Here is a 16,348-nt window from a genome sequence, read left to right on the forward strand (position 1 = left end):
CGATGTAAATTGTTCGCGGCTGATCAGCCGCCCCGCAATGTTCTTACAGGATCGAAATCGATCCCGGTGATGAAGCGACGGCCCGCATGCGCCTTGATATGCACCACAATATCGATGGTCATGCGCAGCAATCGTTTGATCACCTCGAATTCTAAACCAGAACCCTCGCTAGAAGCCTTCACCATAAGCGCGAGTTGATCCCATGTCTGCTCCACGCTTCCTGCGTGACAACTCGTGATAGAGCCAGGATGGCCGGAAGCGCAGTTTCGGATGAAATAGAACGATTCATCGCCACGTAATTCTGCAAGAATAATCCTGTCGGGCTTCATCCGCAGACAGGCCTCCATGCAGCTTTTCGCGGTCACGTTGCTGGCGCTTTGCCCTCCTTTTGAATAAAGAAGATGCACTGAGTTCGGCTGACTGATGAAAAGTTCTCGGGCATCCTCGATCGTGACCAGGCGCTCCTCGTTGGGGATATGGTTGACCAATGCCTTCATGAACGTGGTTTTACCGCTACCGGTTGCACCCGCCACAACCACGTTCTTCTTGTAAAGCACAGATTTCTTAAAAAACTCCGAATAATCCTTATTACGGCGCAATTCAAGCAGTTCACGATCGTGATCGCTGACATCCGCTGCCTGCTCCAATACCTGATCAAAAAACCCGTCATGCTTGTATTGCTCAAGGGTCTTGGTATGTTTGGAAGGCAAACGAATTGTGATAGAAACCTTACCGGCATCGCATGCAGGAGGAATCACAAATTGCGCGCGCTGACCGGTTGGAAACGTCAAAGACACAACTGGATCGGCATCAGTAATACGCTGACCTGTATTACTTTCATTAACAACTGCAGTACAAAACTGCCTTGCCCGATCGAAAGTTAGAGATGGCACGTCCATGCGCTGCCAGCCGTTGATGGTTTCGAGATAGATTTCGCCAGGACGATTGATGCAGATTTCAGTAACCTCGGGGGAATTCAGGTAGTCCAGAATCCCCAACACCGAGTACTGATAATCCAAAAAATCATTGGAAATCCGCGCAAGCGGAGAATCGTCAATCGTCATGACGGCACCTTCGTTCACCTTGGCAGCACCGCTGTGAAATCAACGTCTTTGGCCACATAAACGTTCAGCACCGTTCCCTGATTGATCGTCACGGTTGCAGGGCGACGACCGGATTTTGCGACTGCCTGCTCGGCAATATCCTGAATACTACGGGCAGTATTGCTTTCAAACGGCTGCTGAGTGATGACACCACTGCCGACACCAACCGTGGTTGTCTCCGGGCCATATTCTGCTGCAGCGTACTTGAATGCGTCGCTGAGCATGCTGATGAATAGTGCGGACGCAATCTTATTTCCCCAGTGAGCGTTATACTGACCTGGATGACCCGCACTACCGAGATTGTCAATACCCGGCCCCTCCAGCATTACGTCGATGCCAGTCGGGGTCGTGATACGGTCCCAGACCACCTGCATGCGAGGAGAGGTCGGCTCTTTTGCTGCGTATTGCCCAAGCATCTTTGAACCCTTCGGCAACAGCAAATTATGCCCGTTAATCGAATATACGGGCTCAGTTACGATACATGATGTAAAGCCATCGAAATCACTGATGATTCGGGTCTCCAAAATGCAGCGGATATATGTTCCGCGAACCAGCAATCCGTCCGGATTACTAATCGGCTTGGCCAAAGTGACTTGCTTGTCTTCCTGATCTGCTGGCGGCTGTGCGCCAAGCAGACCACTGCTAGCTTGCGGGCCCTGTCCGGCTGCCTGTTCAGCGAGAATACGGCGCTCCAGCAACGTAGGACCACGCTCGCGCTCAGGAGCGATGACGCGCTCCTCGTTATACTCAGGCGGCGCAGTTGGCAAAGGCAGTGGGTTTTGCTGCTGCACAAGCGGTACTGGGTCGGGGTCGACAGACGATGTGATATTTTGCGGCAGCGCTGGCGCAACGACCGTCTCAACGCGCGGCTTCACCGTCTCCGGTTTGCCTGAGCTACGTGAAACTAGCCAAAAAATGGCGAGAATCAGCAATGCTGCGATACCGGCCAAAAACACCAGGGCCTTGCGGTTGAGCCGCTTGATATCGTTGGAGTGCAGCACTGGCTCGTTGGCATCAAGATCCGGAGCTTCGGCTGCTCTCTGACGCGCAAAGTATGGGTTGCTTTCGCGTTCGTCGTATTCTGCACGGGACTGCTCATCGCGTCCGGGGATGCGCTCGTCGGAGTTGTTTGGCGTATTTGAGTTCACTTTTGCTTATTCCTTCGCAGACCTACGACATTGCTGCCATGGCGAACCACCAGAAATGGATAGGTGCCATGCACGATCAATGTATTTCCTTCGACCGTGGTATTGACCAGAAAGTCTTCAGAGTGCTCTTTTTCACGCCCGAAGACAGCAGGAAAATTACCTGTCGGAAAGCGGGTCAAATCCATATTTATGTAGGTGAACTTGCCGTCGTCGTATACGCGACTCGGAATCAGCCAAGATTTTTTGGTTCGCGTCGAATAGTCATAATCATAATAGTAACGGCGATCCTTCAATATCTTGGCATTCAGTTGCGGGCCATCCTTAACCGCCACTGCCTCCTCAGGACCATTAAAACTGGCATCCTTGGGATACGTGAATACTATCTTGTACTGGACGCCGGCCTGTTTGGCCTGCTCCAAACGCTGCCAATCAGTTGCCACCACCTTAAGTTCAAGAATGTATGAATGCGTCGCAGTACGAATCATCATATTCGTATCGACATCGACATTCTTTGGCTTGAGGTAGAAAACATTTTCGCGGCGAGTCAACTCCCAGCCACCGGTAAAACCGGTACTGTAGTCCAGGATTTTTTCGTTAGGACTAAGCTCTACCTGTGTTGTAATTCCCAGTCCCGTACGCACCTGATAAATGCGATCTGGCGCATACTCATATTCCTGCACCACCTGTGCAGTCGCGGAAGGCACGCACAACGCAAGCGGTAGCAGCGCAAGTAGCGACATCCTGTATCGACTAAAGAGATTCATCTACCGCTCGCTCCATTGACATTATTCGGTGTCCCCTGGGGTTGAATCACAGGCTGGGCCTGATTTGGATATGTCGCTGGCGCCATCTGTTGCTGAGTCGGCACACCAGCAGGCGCCTGGGCAGCCTGCTGGACAGGCATCGTACCCTGCGGCACTGCACTAGGCGCAACCGAAGCAGCAGCTCCGGGCATTCCGGGCTGCACTACCGGAACTCCCTGAGAGGTTGCAGCCGTTGATGGAAGCATCTGAGCGCCTGAAGCGGGAGTCGCGGGCAGGGCCGAATAGTCATTATCTACACGATAATCAGTGACTCTAAAGCCTAGCGGATTCTCCACCCTCAGCTCGTCGGTCATCTGGAGATTATCTTGGTAAACAAACTCCATTGTCGCGATCTTGTTATCTAACAGCGTGCTGACCGTAGAGCTTTTATCGTAGATATTACGCTGAAAACGTACCGTCGCCCCTGAAAAAGGCTTACCTTTCCCGCCAATAAGAGTGATGCTGAGGATCGTGATACGAATTGCTCGATTCCTTCCATAGACGATGAAAGGCCTAGCCGGGTTATTGGCGGCGTGCAGCGCACGATACTCAGCAAGTACGCTTGTGGCGGCCATTGATCCGACCGTATTCCAGTCACGATCGCTGATCGTCGATGCGTCATACGACTCGCGGGCTATGATAAAGCGTGCAATATTGCTACGCGCTAGCGCCTCGCTCGTACTAACTGCACGTCCTCCAAAATTCGCTTCGAGCTTGGCGATGGTGCTGGTGCCAGAATACGCATCAGCCATTACCAGGTACGGAACCTTCTCTTTCAGCGGCAGCATGTAGTAGTAGCCGCCGGCCGTCATGACGGTAATGAGCATGGAAACGGTCGCTACCATCCATGCTCGCTTTTCGCTGCGGCGCGCGAGATCGGCGATGCTCACCTCGTAGTTCACCGCTTTCTGGACGGCCGCACCCACTTGGGCAGATCCGTCCTTTTCACTGACCTTCTTACGCAACATGTCTAGATCCGTCACCGTAAGGCCTTGTCAGGCCTGAAACTATCGCCGCGACGAGCGCGGGCACATGGGAGGCTTGAGCTCAGTCACCGACCGAATGCCGTTAGCATCGGATCAGCGGTTCAGCTCTTAGAGCTTGGCTCCAGACGATACCGGCACCGGCTGTACCAGCAGCTTGTTGGCAGAGACCGAGACCGAGACACCTTGCGCCGCGTAGACCGCGCTCAGCTCGGTGGCGGCTTGCTGCACGCTGGTGGTGCTGATATTGGAAACCGGGGCGATCAGGGTGTAGTCCGAAGGCAGGTTGTAGGACAGCTGCATGTTGGAATCCGCGGCCCACCGCTCCAGCATCGTCTTCAACGTGCCGTCCATCGGCGTAGCCTGATACGTGTAGGAGGTGTAGAGCGGAATTTCGGTAGGGGCTTCGTCAAAGTGATTGACGTGCTTCCAACGTCCACCAAAATCGGGAGCAGGCTTGGTCGCGCAGGCACCGACCAACGCAGCGACCACCAAGACCAGCGACAGCTTGGACACATACATCGGATTCACTCTGACTTCTCCAACTCATGAGATTTCGGGCTTAAGACGGACAGCACAACAGCTCCGCTCACCCTGGGGCGGCGGAGTGGATCTGTCTTTGATGACTCGCTTGAGCGGACATGCCTGGCCGACCCAGCACACATAGGCCGGTCAGCACCACGCCACGCAATCGATAAAAATGAATACGCCGAAGAACCATCCATAGCCTTACTCCTGTACGACCCCGTCCGGCGCCGCCCCTCTTAACAAAAAATCAACACCGCGCAAATTCTGGGTAACTTTGCCCTTAACGAACACATGAGTCAAGAATTACCGGCGCCCCTTCGCAGCCGTTGTGCGACGACCATCACAACCTGATGGAAAGCGTTTTCACGTCTGTCTTGGGCAGCAGGCGTGCAGTGAAATAGCGGTCTTCGTAGTAGCGGATCTTGTCGCATTTCACCGGATGCGGGATGCCTTCGTACAGGAAGACCTCCTTCTCGTTGCCCATCGCCTTCAGCTCCTGCGGCAACATGAGCGCACGCCGCTCCTCGGAAATACTCCGGGTGGTTTCCCTGCCGCGGGTGACGTTCTTCTTCTTGATGGTGGTGTAGCCCAACATCTCGGAGTAGTCGTTCGCATCCTGCTGCTCGCGCGGCGCGTAGAGGATCTGCAGCGCATGGTTGGTGATGATGGTGCGCGACAGATCCTTGCCATAGGTGGCGTCCAGCTGCGCCATGCTCTGAATGATCGGCAGCAGGCGAAGGTTGTAACCCGCCATGTAGGCTACCGCGGTGGCAATGATGTCCACTTTGCCGATCGAGGTGAATTCGTCCATCAACAGCAAGCATTGATACTTGAGTTCCGGGTTGGATTTCGGGAGCTCGCGGGTATTGAGGTTGATGATCTGACTGAAGAGCAAATTGATGATGAGCCGGCTTTCGGCCAGCTTGTTGGGCTGGATGCCGATGTAGATCGTCATCTTCTTCTTGCGCAGGTCGGTGAGCAGGAAGTCGTCCGCGCTTGTTGCCGCATCCAGGACCGGGTTGATCCACGCGTTGAGCGGCTCCTTCAGGGTGCCCATGATGGACGCAAAGGTCTCATCGGCCTGTGACAGCATGTTGGCAAACGCCGAGCGCGCATTGCTGCTGAGGAATCTGCGCTCGGACAGTGACTTGAGGTATTTCTTGAGGTCTGTGCCATCCCCGGACGAGAGTCGATAGATGCCGCCAAGCGTGGGAGCCCCTGCCCCGCCCGGGAAGCCGAGCGACAACTCTTCGTCCTGGTTTTCGAACAGATACAAGGCGAACGCCATGAACGCGTTACGTGCCTGACTGACCCAGAACTTCTGGTCATCCGAGCCGTCGGGATACAGCATCGCGGCGATGCTCATCAGATCCGACACACGGAAGGCGGGGTCGCTGGACACGTAAGTCAGCGGATTCCAGCGATGGGTGCGCCGGTCTTCGGCGAAGGGATTGAAGAGGAACACCTCATGCCCCTGACTGGCGCGCCAGCCGCTGGTGAGGTCGAAGTTCTCCTGCTTGATGTCCAGGACCACTACCGATTCCTGGTACTCCAGCAGGTTGGGAATGACCACGCCGACGCCCTTGCCGGAGCGCGTTGGCGCGGCGAGGATCACGAACTGTTGCCCGCTCAGCCGTACAAGCTTGCCGTTGAACTTGCCCACCACAATGCCGTTGCCGCTCGGCTTGAACAAACCGTGCTTGGAAAGGTCTGCCGCTCCGGCAAAGCGCGCGTCGCCATGCAGCGCCCGCGCCTTTGGCTTGAGCAGGAGCACGACCGTGATGGCCCAGATGATCCCGGGCAGACCAAAGCCGAGAATGCCGGACATCTTGATCTTGGTTGCGTAAGGCGCCACTTCCGGCAAGCCCAACGCCTTGACGTAGCGGTAGTAGGTATCCCACGCGTACAGCGCGGTATCGAGCCGCAACAACAGAAGCGTCAGATATCCGGACAGGAAATATCCAACAAGCAATGTCACCACGGTGGCGATTGCAATTAGTTTGGCTTTGGACACGCGGCCCTACTCCTTGGCTTACTTCTCGGCGGCACTCAGCGACGAACGACGGGTCTGTGATCGAGCAGATCCGACTTGCGTCCGCCACTCTCGCTCTCGACGAGCGAGTCAATCCAGACTCTGGCTTGATCCAGGGAAAGATCCGGCGTGATCCGGGTTCCGGCATCCGTCACCACGGCATAGGCCACCACAGCGTCGGGCGCATAGGTGTCTTCCCGGGTGATTGCCACGACACGGTACCCGCCCCTGGTCAGCACGGTGTGCTGATACTCGTCCATCGCCAGCCTTCCTTTTCGTCAGCGCGGAGGCGATGCTAAAGCAAGACGTGTGATGGAGAAAGCGGTTTCGGTGAAGCCGACACAACCGCGCGCGCATTCGACGCCAGGCGCGGATCGGGATGGGTCAGCGCCGGCGGAATTCCGTCAGCACTTGATGTGCTTTCTTGGCAACACACGCGCCTGTCACTAAAAAACCTGCTCGCCGCTTCGGGGAAAGGGTGACCAGCGCTGAGACGAAATGGCACGCTGAGCGGAAGCTTGGCCTGACGCCAGGGCCTCGTCCGCAGGGGCGAAAGAGTGCCCAGCTTGCTAGCCAACCGCTCCGCCGCCAGCAATGCCCGACTGCTGCACGAAATTCGTCCAACACGCCTGGTCAATGCACAGAAGGAAGTGAAAGCGATCTTCGAAGACCAAATACAGGACACGCGGAAGCTGCAAGAGCTGCTGCGCAAGTTACTTTCGGATCCGCGGCAGCAGTCGCTGCCGATGTTGAAGCCACTCAAGTCGCCGTGCCGTCTGGACCTGGAGTGGTGGGCGGTACAGGGTTCGAACCTGTGACCCCTACCATGTCAAGGTAGTGCTCTACCGCTGAGCTAACCGCCCGTTTCCTGCGTCAGCATTGCGCTGTGCAGGGCGCGCATTCTAGCGCAGGGTTTGGATCACCACAAGCCCTCCCTGCGCTCTAACTTTCATGCTGTCGCCCTGCCCTACGCCAGGCTGGCAGCTTTCAGTTTCTGGATCTGGTCGCGGATCTGCGCCGCTGCCTCGAACTCCAGGTCCTTGGCGTGCTGGTACATCTGCTGCTCCAGGCTCTTGAGCTTGCCGGCGATCTGGGCAGGCCCCATCGCGCGGTAATCCGGCATTTCCTCCGCCACCTGACGCGACTTCGAGCGCCCCTTGCCGGCCTTCTTCTCGGCGGCATCCTCGCGCGCACCTTCCATGATGTCGGAGATCGGACGCGCCACCGACTTGGGCGTGATGCCATGCTCCAAGTTGTACTCGACCTGCTTCTCGCGGCGACGGTCGGTCTCGTCGATCGCTGCCTGCATCGAACGCGTGATCTTGTCGGCGTACAGAATGGCCTTGCCGCGCAGGTTGCGCGCTGCGCGGCCGATGGTCTGAATCAGCGAGCCGGTCGAACGCAGGAAGCCCTCCTTGTCCGCATCCAGGATCGCCACCAGCGACACTTCCGGCATATCCAGACCTTCGCGTAACAGATTGATGCCGACCAGCACGTCGAACTTGCCCAAGCGCAGGTCGCGGATGATCTCCACGCGCTCCACCGTGTCGATATCCGAATGCAGATAGCGCACCCGGATACCGTGCTCGCCGAGGTACTCGGTGAGGTTCTCGGACATGCGCTTGGTCAGCGTCGTCACCAACACGCGGTCGCCAAGCTTGATGCGCTCCTGGATTTCGGACATCAGGTCGTCCACCTGCGTTCCGACAGGACGAATCTCGACCACCGGATCGATCAGGCCAGTTGGCCGCACCACCAACTCGGTGATTTCCCCCGCAGACTCGCGCAACTCGTAGGGACCCGGCGTGGCCGACACATAAATGCTACGCGGCGAACGTGCCTCCCATTCCTCGAAACGCAGTGGCCGGTTGTCCAGTGCCGATGGCAGCCGAAAACCAAACTCCACCAGCGTTTCCTTGCGCGAGCGGTCGCCCTTGTACATCGCGCCGATCTGCGGAATGGTCACGTGCGACTCGTCGATGACCAGCAGCGCGTCCGGCGGCAAGTAGTCGAACAGCGTCGGCGGCGGCTCGCCGGGCGCCTTGCCGGTGAGATGCCGCGAGTAGTTTTCGATACCGTTGCAGAAGCCGACCTCGGCCATCATTTCCAAATCGAACTGGGTGCGCTGCGCCAGGCGCTGCGCTTCTACCAGCTTATTCTGCGAATACAGTTGCTCCAACCTTTCCTTCAATTCGTCCTTGATCGTGTCCACCGCGCTCAACGTGCGCTCGCGCGTGGTCGCGTAATGCGTCTTGGGGTACACGGTGTAGCGCTGCAGCTTGCGCAGCGTTTCGCCGGTCAACGGATCGAACAGCGTCAGCCGCTCGATGTCGCCATCGAACAACTCGATCCGCAATGCCTCGGTGTCGGATTCGGCCGGGAACACGTCCAGCACTTCGCCGCGCACGCGGAACGCGCCGCGGGTCAGCTCGAATTCGTTGCGGGTGTACTGCAGATCGGTGAGATGGCGGATCAACTGACGTTGATCGATGTGCTCGCCCACCGACAGGATCAAGCGCAGCGACAGATAGTCCTCCGGCGCGCCCAGGCCGTAGATCGCCGACACCGTGGCCACCACCAGTGAGTCGCGACGCGACAGCAGGGTCTTGGTCGCCGACAGACGCATCTGCTCGATGTGTTCATTGATCGAACTGTCCTTCTCGATGAAGGTGTCCGACGAGGGCACGTAGGCCTCGGGCTGGTAGTAGTCGTAGTAGCTGACGAAGTACTCCACCGCGTTGTGCGGAAAGAACGACTTGAACTCACCGTATAGCTGCGCCGCCAGCGTCTTGTTCGGCGCCATCACCAGGGTCGGCTTCTGCACCTGCTGGATCACGTTGGCAATGGTGTAGGTCTTGCCGGAGCCGGTCACGCCCAGCAAGGTCTGCTTGGCCAGACCGGCCTCGAAGCTGGCCACCAGCTTCTCGATGGCAGCAGGCTGATCGCCGGCTGGGGAGTACGGGGATACGAGCTGGAAACGGTCGGTCATGAAGCGGATCTCGGGGGAGGACTGCACAAATGGCGGAGGCCACTTTCGGTGAAAGTCTGACACCTCATCACGTGGGAGCCGACCTTACCTGAGCCTTGGACGCCGTAGAGACTGCTTGCTTCGAGCCGAGGAGCAGGACGGTGAAAGCAGTGACTCGTTCGTATGCAAAAGGGTACACGGCGCTACAGCTAGTGATCGTGATGGCGATCGTCGGGATCATGGCGGCCATCGGCCTGCCCAGCTTCAAAGGTCAGGTCGAGTGGCAGCGCGCACAGGCACGGGTTCACTTGCTCACCGCACACTTGGCGATGGCGAGGAGCCTGGCCATCACCCATCGCCTGCCAGTTAGCGTCTGTCCATCCGTCGACGGTGCCAGTTGCCGACCTGACAGTGACTGGGGCCAGGGGTGGATTCTTTTCAAGGATCCAGCGCGCAGTGGGCAGCCTGCGGACGCGGGCTCGATCCTGCGGGTCGAGCAGTATGCTGCGAGCGAGGGCATCAGCATCACTGGAACGATTGGCCGATCGCTTGTCCGATTTCTTCCGAACGGCCGCAACAGCGGCACCAACATCACGATCAGCCTCTGCACCCGTGCGCAGCGCCTGGCAGACGTCATCGTCAACAACTCAGGGCGGACGCGCTCTGTCCGCTACAGGCAACCAACCTCCTGCCCTGCACGGTGAGCTACAGCAAAAACAAAGAGGCCGCGACTAATCGCGGCCTCTTCAACATCTTGGCGCCCGAAGTTGGACTCGAACCAACGACCCCCTGATTAACAGTCAAGTGCTCTAACCGGCTGAGCTATTCGGGCGGGGTCGGCATTGTAGCAAGATTTTGGGGCATTGCAACAGTCATCAACGTCCCCGAACTCACGGCCTCACCAGCAGTCCGACAAGGCACCCTTTGAGTTGGTCTTGCGACTAGCCTGGTCAATACTCAGGGTTCCGCACTTGTCGGCTGACTGGACATTGGTCGGGGTCGCAGTAATCACAAAGGTGGACTGAGTCACCTGTGGAGACGGCAGGTTGTAGGCGACTGTCCCGCCCTCCCGAGGCGAGAAAGCCTTGGGTAGCGTGAAGCCCACGTACGTATTCTGCACAGTGTGATACCGCTCGGCCAGCTGCGCATACTCGACAAGATCTGCCTTGACCTGCGCACGGCGAGACTTACGCACGTACTCCGAGTAGTTCGGGTAGGCAATCGCAGCCAGAATCGCCACAACCGCGACGACAATCATCAGCTCGATCAGGGTGAAACCGTGGGAAATCAACAGTGACGCACCCCTACCACGGGCACCGGTTTGTCTGGCCCAAGAAGATCTCATTGCACCTGCCTCCAGGACTGACGTCCGCATGGATAGGGAACATACATCGGGTCGGCACCGGCAACGCTTATCACCATCCAGCAGGAGCTCCCCCCAGGCGGTGGCGCTCCGCCAGACTCTGCTGGAGTCAACCGCGGAATCGCTGATATGCCGACGTCCTTCACTGGAGTAGTTCCCTGCGTTGTCAACGAAGTCGCGGCAGTTCCCGAAGCAAACGAAGCACCTGTAGGCGAATTACGGCGCGCCACATCCAGTGCGGCCGCACCGGTCCTAGTATTCAACCCAAATAGCCAATTGCTACCCTGGGCAGCACATCCCACGCTGTTTGGATTGGGGACATAGGTCGGAATAAAAACAATACCCGATGCGACGCTTGGATTTCCCACCATGCGCTCGCCGGCTGGCAGATCGACATACCAGCCCCGCCCACCTGCCGGGCTTGCTCCCAACACCAGACTCCGCGTACCACCAGAACTGGAGATTGTATTGGCTTGCAGGTTGGTGCGCGTCAACGCACTCGTGATTGCTCCAGCGGAGACGTCATTGATCCCATACAACGACTGGATAGCAGTATCGAATGGATCATTTACAAATGAGAAGCTTCCAGTTCCGAAGAAAAGCATGACACCGCCGTTATCGCCAGCAGTAGCAGCGAGTCCGCCGGTAATCGGCTGACGATAGGTAGCGCCGTTCTCGGTTGAAGTACGACTTGTAAAGAGCGGGACGGAAACAGATGTCACCGTGCTACGAAGATCAAACTTCCAAATGGCTCCTTTTTGATCGGCTGCGTAAACAGTGTCCGCATATCCATCACGGACCCGATCAGCTTGGCTGGCACCGCCCCAGCGATCAACAACAACGATGTTGCCAAGACCGTTGCTTCCGGCGACACCTCCTCCACTTTCTGCGGCTTCGATCATTGTAATCGTGGGTGCGCCTGCCTTGATATCAACGACAAAGAGAACGGCTTTTCCACTGGCGCTGTTATAGCCATTGCCAAAAATCGCTTTCCATGTCACAGCGCCGGATGCGTTAGCAACTGGAACGATAACCGGCTTACCAAGCACATAGCCTATGTTGTTACGGACGGACGCAGGCAACGTGCTATCAAGATCGCTGATTTCCCAAAGACGATTGCCCGCCGAAATACTTGTGGGCGTCGTGACGTCCATTGCAAAAATGCTGCGTCCGCCTGCACCTGCGGTCCCTACAAGAGCTGTCTTCCAGGATCCACCATAATAAGCATCCGATACGGTCAGCGGCCCATCTACATAGTAGCGATGGTCAAAGTCTTGGTCACTTTGATCTGTTGGATCGTAAGGAAGCAGCAAATTACCCATGTGACCGAGCGCAGTTGACGGAATATAAGCGAATCGCTCTACACCGCCATTTGAATTCATTACTCCATTTGCATTCATGCCGCCATCGAAGCCATGCAACATGCCATCGTTGGCACCAACATAGACCATATAATTTCTGTTGGCCTTCTTGGAATCCAAGTAAGCGCCATAAGTACTTCCAGGTGTCCCCGCCAAACCACGATAGCCATAGTCATCCAATGGAGAACTGATGACAGGCGTCGAATTGACGATATCGCCAAGCACAGTGGTTCGATCACGTAAGCGACCACCACTGCGGACTTCACCAGACGCATCCCCACGCAGGTACGCGGTAGCGGTAGCTGCGGTTGCACCCAGTGCGGAAAAGTCCGACTCAGTGCATAGCGACATCCCCGGGTACAGCGACGTCGATTTGTTACAAAGATCCGCAAGAGAAACATTAGTCGCATTGAAGGCGCTAACTGATCCTGCCTTGCTGACCAAAACATTGCGTGCCGCGGCAGACGGCATTCTTGAACTTGCCTCCCAAGCTGCCGTGGTCACTGCGACCCGAGTCGCTGGATTGATAGAAACGGTATAGCCGGTAAGACGGCCAAACCAATCGGTGCCCTCATTGGCAATTTCGTAGTTCGGCACTACCGAGAACGAGCCAGCACCGATACGCGCACCGCTCTGCGCAAGCGTCCCCGAGGGAGACGAACCGGATGTCACTGAAGAAAGAACTCTCCGCATCGCAGCTGTAATTTCCGCCGGAGTCTTCGCGTTTATGTATTGACCGCGAGTATTGGTTGCCGCGTGCCAGATGTCATCAACGGTGCTTCTTTCATCATTTTCACGCGGCGGCCAATTTTGGTAAATCGCCGGAGTGGTGTAAGCATCCTGCACCACATCGGGATTGAACAAATTCCCTCGCGCACCCAGCGTAATACCGTAAAAATTTACGTGCAGATTCTTCTGGCAATCCAACCTTACATTAGCGTTTGCAGTGCTGCAGGAGCTTGGCACAGGCACAAGCCCGGAAGCCAGGTCCGGCCGAATGGGCGATCCGCCGTTAACGTTATTATAGTACTTTGCAGCAATATCCCCCATCGTATTGTCGTAACCGTCAGCGAATGGAACTCCCATTCCGCCGTCGCCCTGCGCGTTACTGACCTGCGGCCCATCCTGATTACTGTAGCCATCCGTAAAGAGCATTACGGCATTTTTCTGGCAAGCCAATTGGACGGGAGCAGCACTGTCTGTGCGCTGAAATTGAACCCCTGCGGCGTTTACCGCTTGGCGATTTGGCGTGCCCCCGCTCGCAGGCAACGCGAGGATCGAATTGTAAAGCGCCGCCTTTTCACTTGCCGTTGCCATATTTCGCATTGGCAGCCTGTCCGTAATGGCATCATAGCTAGTGTGCTGATTAATGCGAAAGAATCCCACCCGCATATTGTTGACGTCAGCCAGCGACCTAGTCATGCCCGCAATAATCGCCCTGTTGCGATTACCATAGAAAGAAAACCAATTCGCAAAGTTTTGCAAGGCAGCGGTATTGGTTGTGCCAATCGTGTATTTCCACATGTCGCAGCCCGTTCCGCACACATCTCGTACACGCTCTCGCGGCACTGCGTCATATGCTGACGCAGTGCCAGGAAGGACTGGCCGAGCATCATTATTACTCGTATAAGGAACGAAAAAGGTTGCAGGCCAAAACCTTATGAGCAGTGTCTGCGAGCCACCATTCCAAGTGACATCAGTTGTCGTCGTTGTCTCAGCCCCGAAATAGAGATTATTGTTATTATCTCTAAAGCGCTGCCTGTAACTTGTACCTCGGGGCAGCACCATCCTGTTCTGAATTCGAAAGCTACTACTGAAATCCTCACCCATGTAATTCGATGCCAACGCGACGGTCGCGGATTGCAGCGGATTAATACGGGTATTCAGCGGGTCAGCCTGAGGAAAGGGAGTGCCATCGTTATTAATCCACGGCTCGTATTTGACTGTCGGATCATAATACGTTGGATTGTAGGCAGCCGAACGCGCGAAACCAAGACTATCCAAGGGAGGAACACCCAATCGGTTTTCATCGATACGGACGCCAGGAAGCACGTGGTTGTAACCACATCCAACGCTTCTCGTATCTTCCGTATTAAGTACTCCGGGACTTGAGAAAAACGTATATTGCGCAGTACTCCAGCAGCCCTGGCCATCCTGCCCCGGAAACTGGGTTTGAAAGGTCATGGACCCGGAATCGTCGACAGCCATGATGAACGCAGGCGGCGTCTGCACCTGATTATTCATTGGCGCCTGAGCAAGGACGCCTTGACCTTGCGCAGCGATTAGCGCGTAGACGACGCACGCCAGGCCAACCGCGGCTGCGGCAGAAGCAAAAATTACTTTCTTTTTATGCAAGGTCATGTGCTTCTCTTCAAAGCTTGAAGATAGTATCTACCGCCGCCTCGGAACTCGCGTTATTCTGATCGTCAGCGGCAACGCCGGTAATCTGAAAAACAGGAGATGCAGGATCGACAGGCTGCCCCATTCCGATGTTTGCTTCCCCCTGAATGCATTGATCTATCTGGCGAACATTGACCGCGCGAGCCGAGGTCTGCGCCTGCGCCCACTGCATAGGGTCAAAACCATCGTCACAGACTCGATTGATGTCTCCAGAAGCAACTGAACTCGTGGTACCAGTCGGCGCCGTCGTTCGATTGGAAATATTTTCGACGGAGTTTTCAGCGTTTCTGACCACACCTTCAGCCTCCTCGAAAGCACGATTCACCGCCCTATAATTGGCCGCCATTTTTTCTTGCATTCCAGAGACCTGAATGCCTGCAATGCCAATCAACGCAAGCAACACCAGTATGATCAACGCCACATACAAGACCGCACCGCGCTGAGTTGCCGCGGGGTAATTACGCGCTCGATCTCGAGTGAGATGTCTGGTCTGCATTTTCAGTTACCGAAAAGGCGATTGCGGAGGGCGATGGATAACTCATAACTAGCGCGATAGCGTCCATCGTTGGTCGGCGGCGGAATGACCGTGACACCCAGCACGCCCAACCGACTGGCCTCGACTTGAGTACTTGCAGCCGCTGCGGTCGGACTACGGGCGAGGATACCGACCTGCACTTGCCCAACGCGACGCCACTGGTTGGCGGCCGCCGCATCGGCTCCCGTGGCCACTCCACTCGCCACACGTTGCTCGGTGATATTACCAACAGGCGGCGTCTGGGTTGCAATCGACGGCGTCGTATCCAATCCATATAGAAATTGCAAACTTTCTATTCCTTCAACCAATTCCTCGCTGACATAAATGCCATTGCTACCCGCGCGAGCACGCCTTAGCGCAGGTTCGCCGGTATCGGGACTATTGGCAACGTAATACACCAGGGACTCGGCGCGGTACACCATTGTCTGACCAGTGGGCTGCACCACATATCGCCCTGAAAGATTGACGCCACTGGCCGTTACGGATCCTGCAGTCGTGGTGCCAGCAAATACATCCGCATGTGCGCAGTCCGCTATTCCAAACAGGGTGGGAGCCGCTACGCCATCGTCGGTCAGGCGTGCCCAACGTGTCGCATCCATAGTCAAGGTGCTGTTGGAACCAGCTGATGCGATACCTGTCGCAGGCACGCCTTCGGCAGAAAGATAACGCAATACGATGATGTCGCTGCCTGGTCTCGGCGCGGGGCTCAAATTCTGAATGGATGCCGGCAAACCTACTATCGAATTCGCACTGCCACCGATCGTTATTTGGTCACTCGGAGCTGTTCCTGGCGCTTCATAGCCTTGAATCGATACAGAGAAATCCAGAGGACTTCCACTTCCGGTTGCCGCAGAAAGATTGACCCTGGGATCCCCCTCCCCCTTAACGAATTGCGCTTGATCGTTGACGCACCCGAAGTGGCCCGCCATTCGAATGTCTCGAGCCAGATAATCAAGCGCAAAACGTCCATTCTCTTGTGCTCGCGAAGCACCTTCAGATAGTTGGGCGGCCGTGCGCGACGCTGAAAATATTTGGATTACGCCTAATAAAAGAACCAACCCGATCACTAACGCGATCATCAGTTCGATCAATGAAAGGCCGGACATTCGCGAACGCAAGTTCAT

14 protein-coding genes and 2 tRNA genes are annotated in these 16,348 nt (G+C 56.2%); 2 read left to right on the forward strand and 14 right to left on the reverse strand.

Translation table 11 applies throughout. The annotated features are described in order from the left end of the window. Nucleotides 1-23: 23 nt before the first annotated feature. The 7 genes from virB11 to AC1PLS_RS12965 form a co-directional block, all read right to left on the reverse strand. Entirely contained in the window at nt 24-1,064 is a 1,041-nt protein-coding gene (virB11, locus tag AC1PLS_RS12935; RefSeq protein WP_024937943.1) for a P-type DNA transfer ATPase VirB11, read from the reverse strand. Nucleotides 1,065-1,078: 14 nt separating this feature from the next. Beyond that, complete coding sequence (locus AC1PLS_RS12940) at nt 1,079-2,251, reverse strand: TraB/TrbI/VirB10 family type IV secretion system protein (protein WP_024937944.1); 1,173 nt, start codon at nt 2,249-2,251, stop codon at nt 1,079-1,081. Next, nucleotides 2,248-3,015, reverse strand: coding sequence for a TrbG/VirB9 family P-type conjugative transfer protein (locus tag AC1PLS_RS12945; RefSeq protein ID WP_104542505.1), 768 nt, complete (start codon nt 3,013-3,015; stop codon nt 2,248-2,250). The genes AC1PLS_RS12940 and AC1PLS_RS12945 overlap by 4 nt, the downstream gene beginning before the upstream one ends. Continuing rightward, nucleotides 3,012-4,022 carry a VirB8 family type IV secretion system protein gene (locus AC1PLS_RS12950; RefSeq protein WP_024937946.1) on the reverse strand — a complete coding sequence of 337 codons (1,011 nt, stop codon included), beginning with the start codon at nt 4,020-4,022 and terminating at the stop codon, nt 3,012-3,014. Before AC1PLS_RS12950 ends, AC1PLS_RS12945 begins: the two co-directional genes overlap by 4 nt. 126 nt (nt 4,023-4,148) lie before the next feature. Next, nucleotides 4,149-4,559 (reverse strand): TcpQ domain-containing protein, encoded by a 411-nt coding sequence (locus AC1PLS_RS12955; RefSeq protein ID WP_024937947.1) that lies wholly within the window; start codon nt 4,557-4,559, stop codon nt 4,149-4,151. Nucleotides 4,560-4,905: 346 nt separating this feature from the next. Further along, on the reverse strand, nt 4,906-6,579 hold the full coding sequence (locus AC1PLS_RS12960) for a type IV secretory system conjugative DNA transfer family protein (protein WP_102581440.1): 1,674 nt from the start codon (nt 6,577-6,579) through the stop codon (nt 4,906-4,908). 35 nt (nt 6,580-6,614) lie between these two features. Further along, complete coding sequence (locus tag AC1PLS_RS12965; protein WP_024937949.1) at nt 6,615-6,857, reverse strand: hypothetical protein; 243 nt, start codon at nt 6,855-6,857, stop codon at nt 6,615-6,617. 306 nt (nt 6,858-7,163) lie between these two features. On the opposite strand from AC1PLS_RS12965, the gene AC1PLS_RS12970 reads away from it, so the two are divergent. Further along, nucleotides 7,164-7,415 (forward strand): hypothetical protein, encoded by a 252-nt coding sequence (locus tag AC1PLS_RS12970; protein WP_184431568.1) that lies wholly within the window; start codon nt 7,164-7,166, stop codon nt 7,413-7,415. On the opposite strand, the gene AC1PLS_RS12975 is transcribed toward AC1PLS_RS12970, so the two are convergent. Together AC1PLS_RS12975 and uvrB are read right to left on the reverse strand one after the other, a co-directional pair. Beyond that, a tRNA-Val gene (locus AC1PLS_RS12975) sits at nt 7,386-7,460 on the reverse strand. The genes AC1PLS_RS12970 and AC1PLS_RS12975 overlap by 30 nt on opposite strands. A 104-nt stretch (nt 7,461-7,564) precedes the next feature. Further along, complete coding sequence (uvrB, locus tag AC1PLS_RS12980; protein WP_065031749.1) at nt 7,565-9,586, reverse strand: excinuclease ABC subunit UvrB; 2,022 nt, start codon at nt 9,584-9,586, stop codon at nt 7,565-7,567. A gap of 140 nt (nt 9,587-9,726) precedes the next feature. Here uvrB and AC1PLS_RS12985 point away from each other — a divergent pair, with 140 nt between their 5' ends. After that, on the forward strand, nt 9,727-10,269 hold the full coding sequence (locus tag AC1PLS_RS12985) for a GspH/FimT family pseudopilin (protein ID WP_184431570.1): 543 nt from the start codon (nt 9,727-9,729) through the stop codon (nt 10,267-10,269). A 51-nt stretch (nt 10,270-10,320) separates the two neighbouring features. Here AC1PLS_RS12985 and AC1PLS_RS12990 read toward each other — a convergent pair. The 5 genes from AC1PLS_RS12990 to AC1PLS_RS13010 all read right to left on the reverse strand — a co-directional run bounded on the left by AC1PLS_RS12990 (nt 10,321) and on the right by AC1PLS_RS13010 (nt 16,348). Next, a tRNA-Asn gene (locus AC1PLS_RS12990) sits at nt 10,321-10,397 on the reverse strand. A 66-nt stretch (nt 10,398-10,463) separates the two neighbouring features. Beyond that, nucleotides 10,464-10,823, reverse strand: coding sequence for a type IV pilin protein (locus AC1PLS_RS12995; RefSeq protein ID WP_049818024.1), 360 nt, complete (start codon nt 10,821-10,823; stop codon nt 10,464-10,466). A gap of 83 nt (nt 10,824-10,906) precedes the next feature. After that, on the reverse strand, nt 10,907-14,650 hold the full coding sequence (locus AC1PLS_RS13000; RefSeq protein WP_481103764.1) for a pilus assembly protein: 3,744 nt from the start codon (nt 14,648-14,650) through the stop codon (nt 10,907-10,909). A 10-nt stretch (nt 14,651-14,660) separates the two neighbouring features. Next, entirely contained in the window at nt 14,661-15,185 is a 525-nt protein-coding gene (locus AC1PLS_RS13005; protein WP_184431574.1) for a pilus assembly PilX family protein, read from the reverse strand. Between the two features lie 2 nt (nt 15,186-15,187). Continuing rightward, entirely contained in the window at nt 15,188-16,348 is a 1,161-nt protein-coding gene (locus tag AC1PLS_RS13010; protein ID WP_481103765.1) for a PilW family protein, read from the reverse strand.

This window comes from Xanthomonas sp. NCPPB 3218 (assembly GCF_056725185.1).

Bases quoted from the DNA above. Each gene is read 5' to 3' on its own strand.
- virB11 (WP_024937943.1), bottom strand. From the start codon at position 1,064: ATGACGATTGACGATTCTCCGCTTGCGCGGATTTCCAATGATTTTTTG.
- AC1PLS_RS12945 (WP_104542505.1), bottom strand. From the start codon at position 3,015: ATGAATCTCTTTAGTCGATACAGGATGTCGCTACTTGCGCTGCTACCG.
- AC1PLS_RS12950 (WP_024937946.1), bottom strand. From the start codon at position 4,022: ATGTTGCGTAAGAAGGTCAGTGAAAAGGACGGATCTGCCCAAGTGGGT.
- AC1PLS_RS12955 (WP_024937947.1), bottom strand. From the start codon at position 4,559: ATGTATGTGTCCAAGCTGTCGCTGGTCTTGGTGGTCGCTGCGTTGGTC.
- AC1PLS_RS12965 (WP_024937949.1), bottom strand. From the start codon at position 6,857: ATGGACGAGTATCAGCACACCGTGCTGACCAGGGGCGGGTACCGTGTC.
- uvrB (WP_065031749.1), bottom strand. From the start codon at position 9,586: ATGACCGACCGTTTCCAGCTCGTATCCCCGTACTCCCCAGCCGGCGAT.
- AC1PLS_RS12995 (WP_049818024.1), bottom strand. From the start codon at position 10,823: ATGATTGTCGTCGCGGTTGTGGCGATTCTGGCTGCGATTGCCTACCCG.
- AC1PLS_RS13000 (WP_481103764.1), bottom strand. From the start codon at position 14,650: ATGACCTTGCATAAAAAGAAAGTAATTTTTGCTTCTGCCGCAGCCGCG.
- AC1PLS_RS13005 (WP_184431574.1), bottom strand. From the start codon at position 15,185: ATGCAGACCAGACATCTCACTCGAGATCGAGCGCGTAATTACCCCGCG.
- AC1PLS_RS13010 (WP_481103765.1), bottom strand. From the start codon at position 16,348: ATGAACTTGCGTTCGCGAATGTCCGGCCTTTCATTGATCGAACTGATG.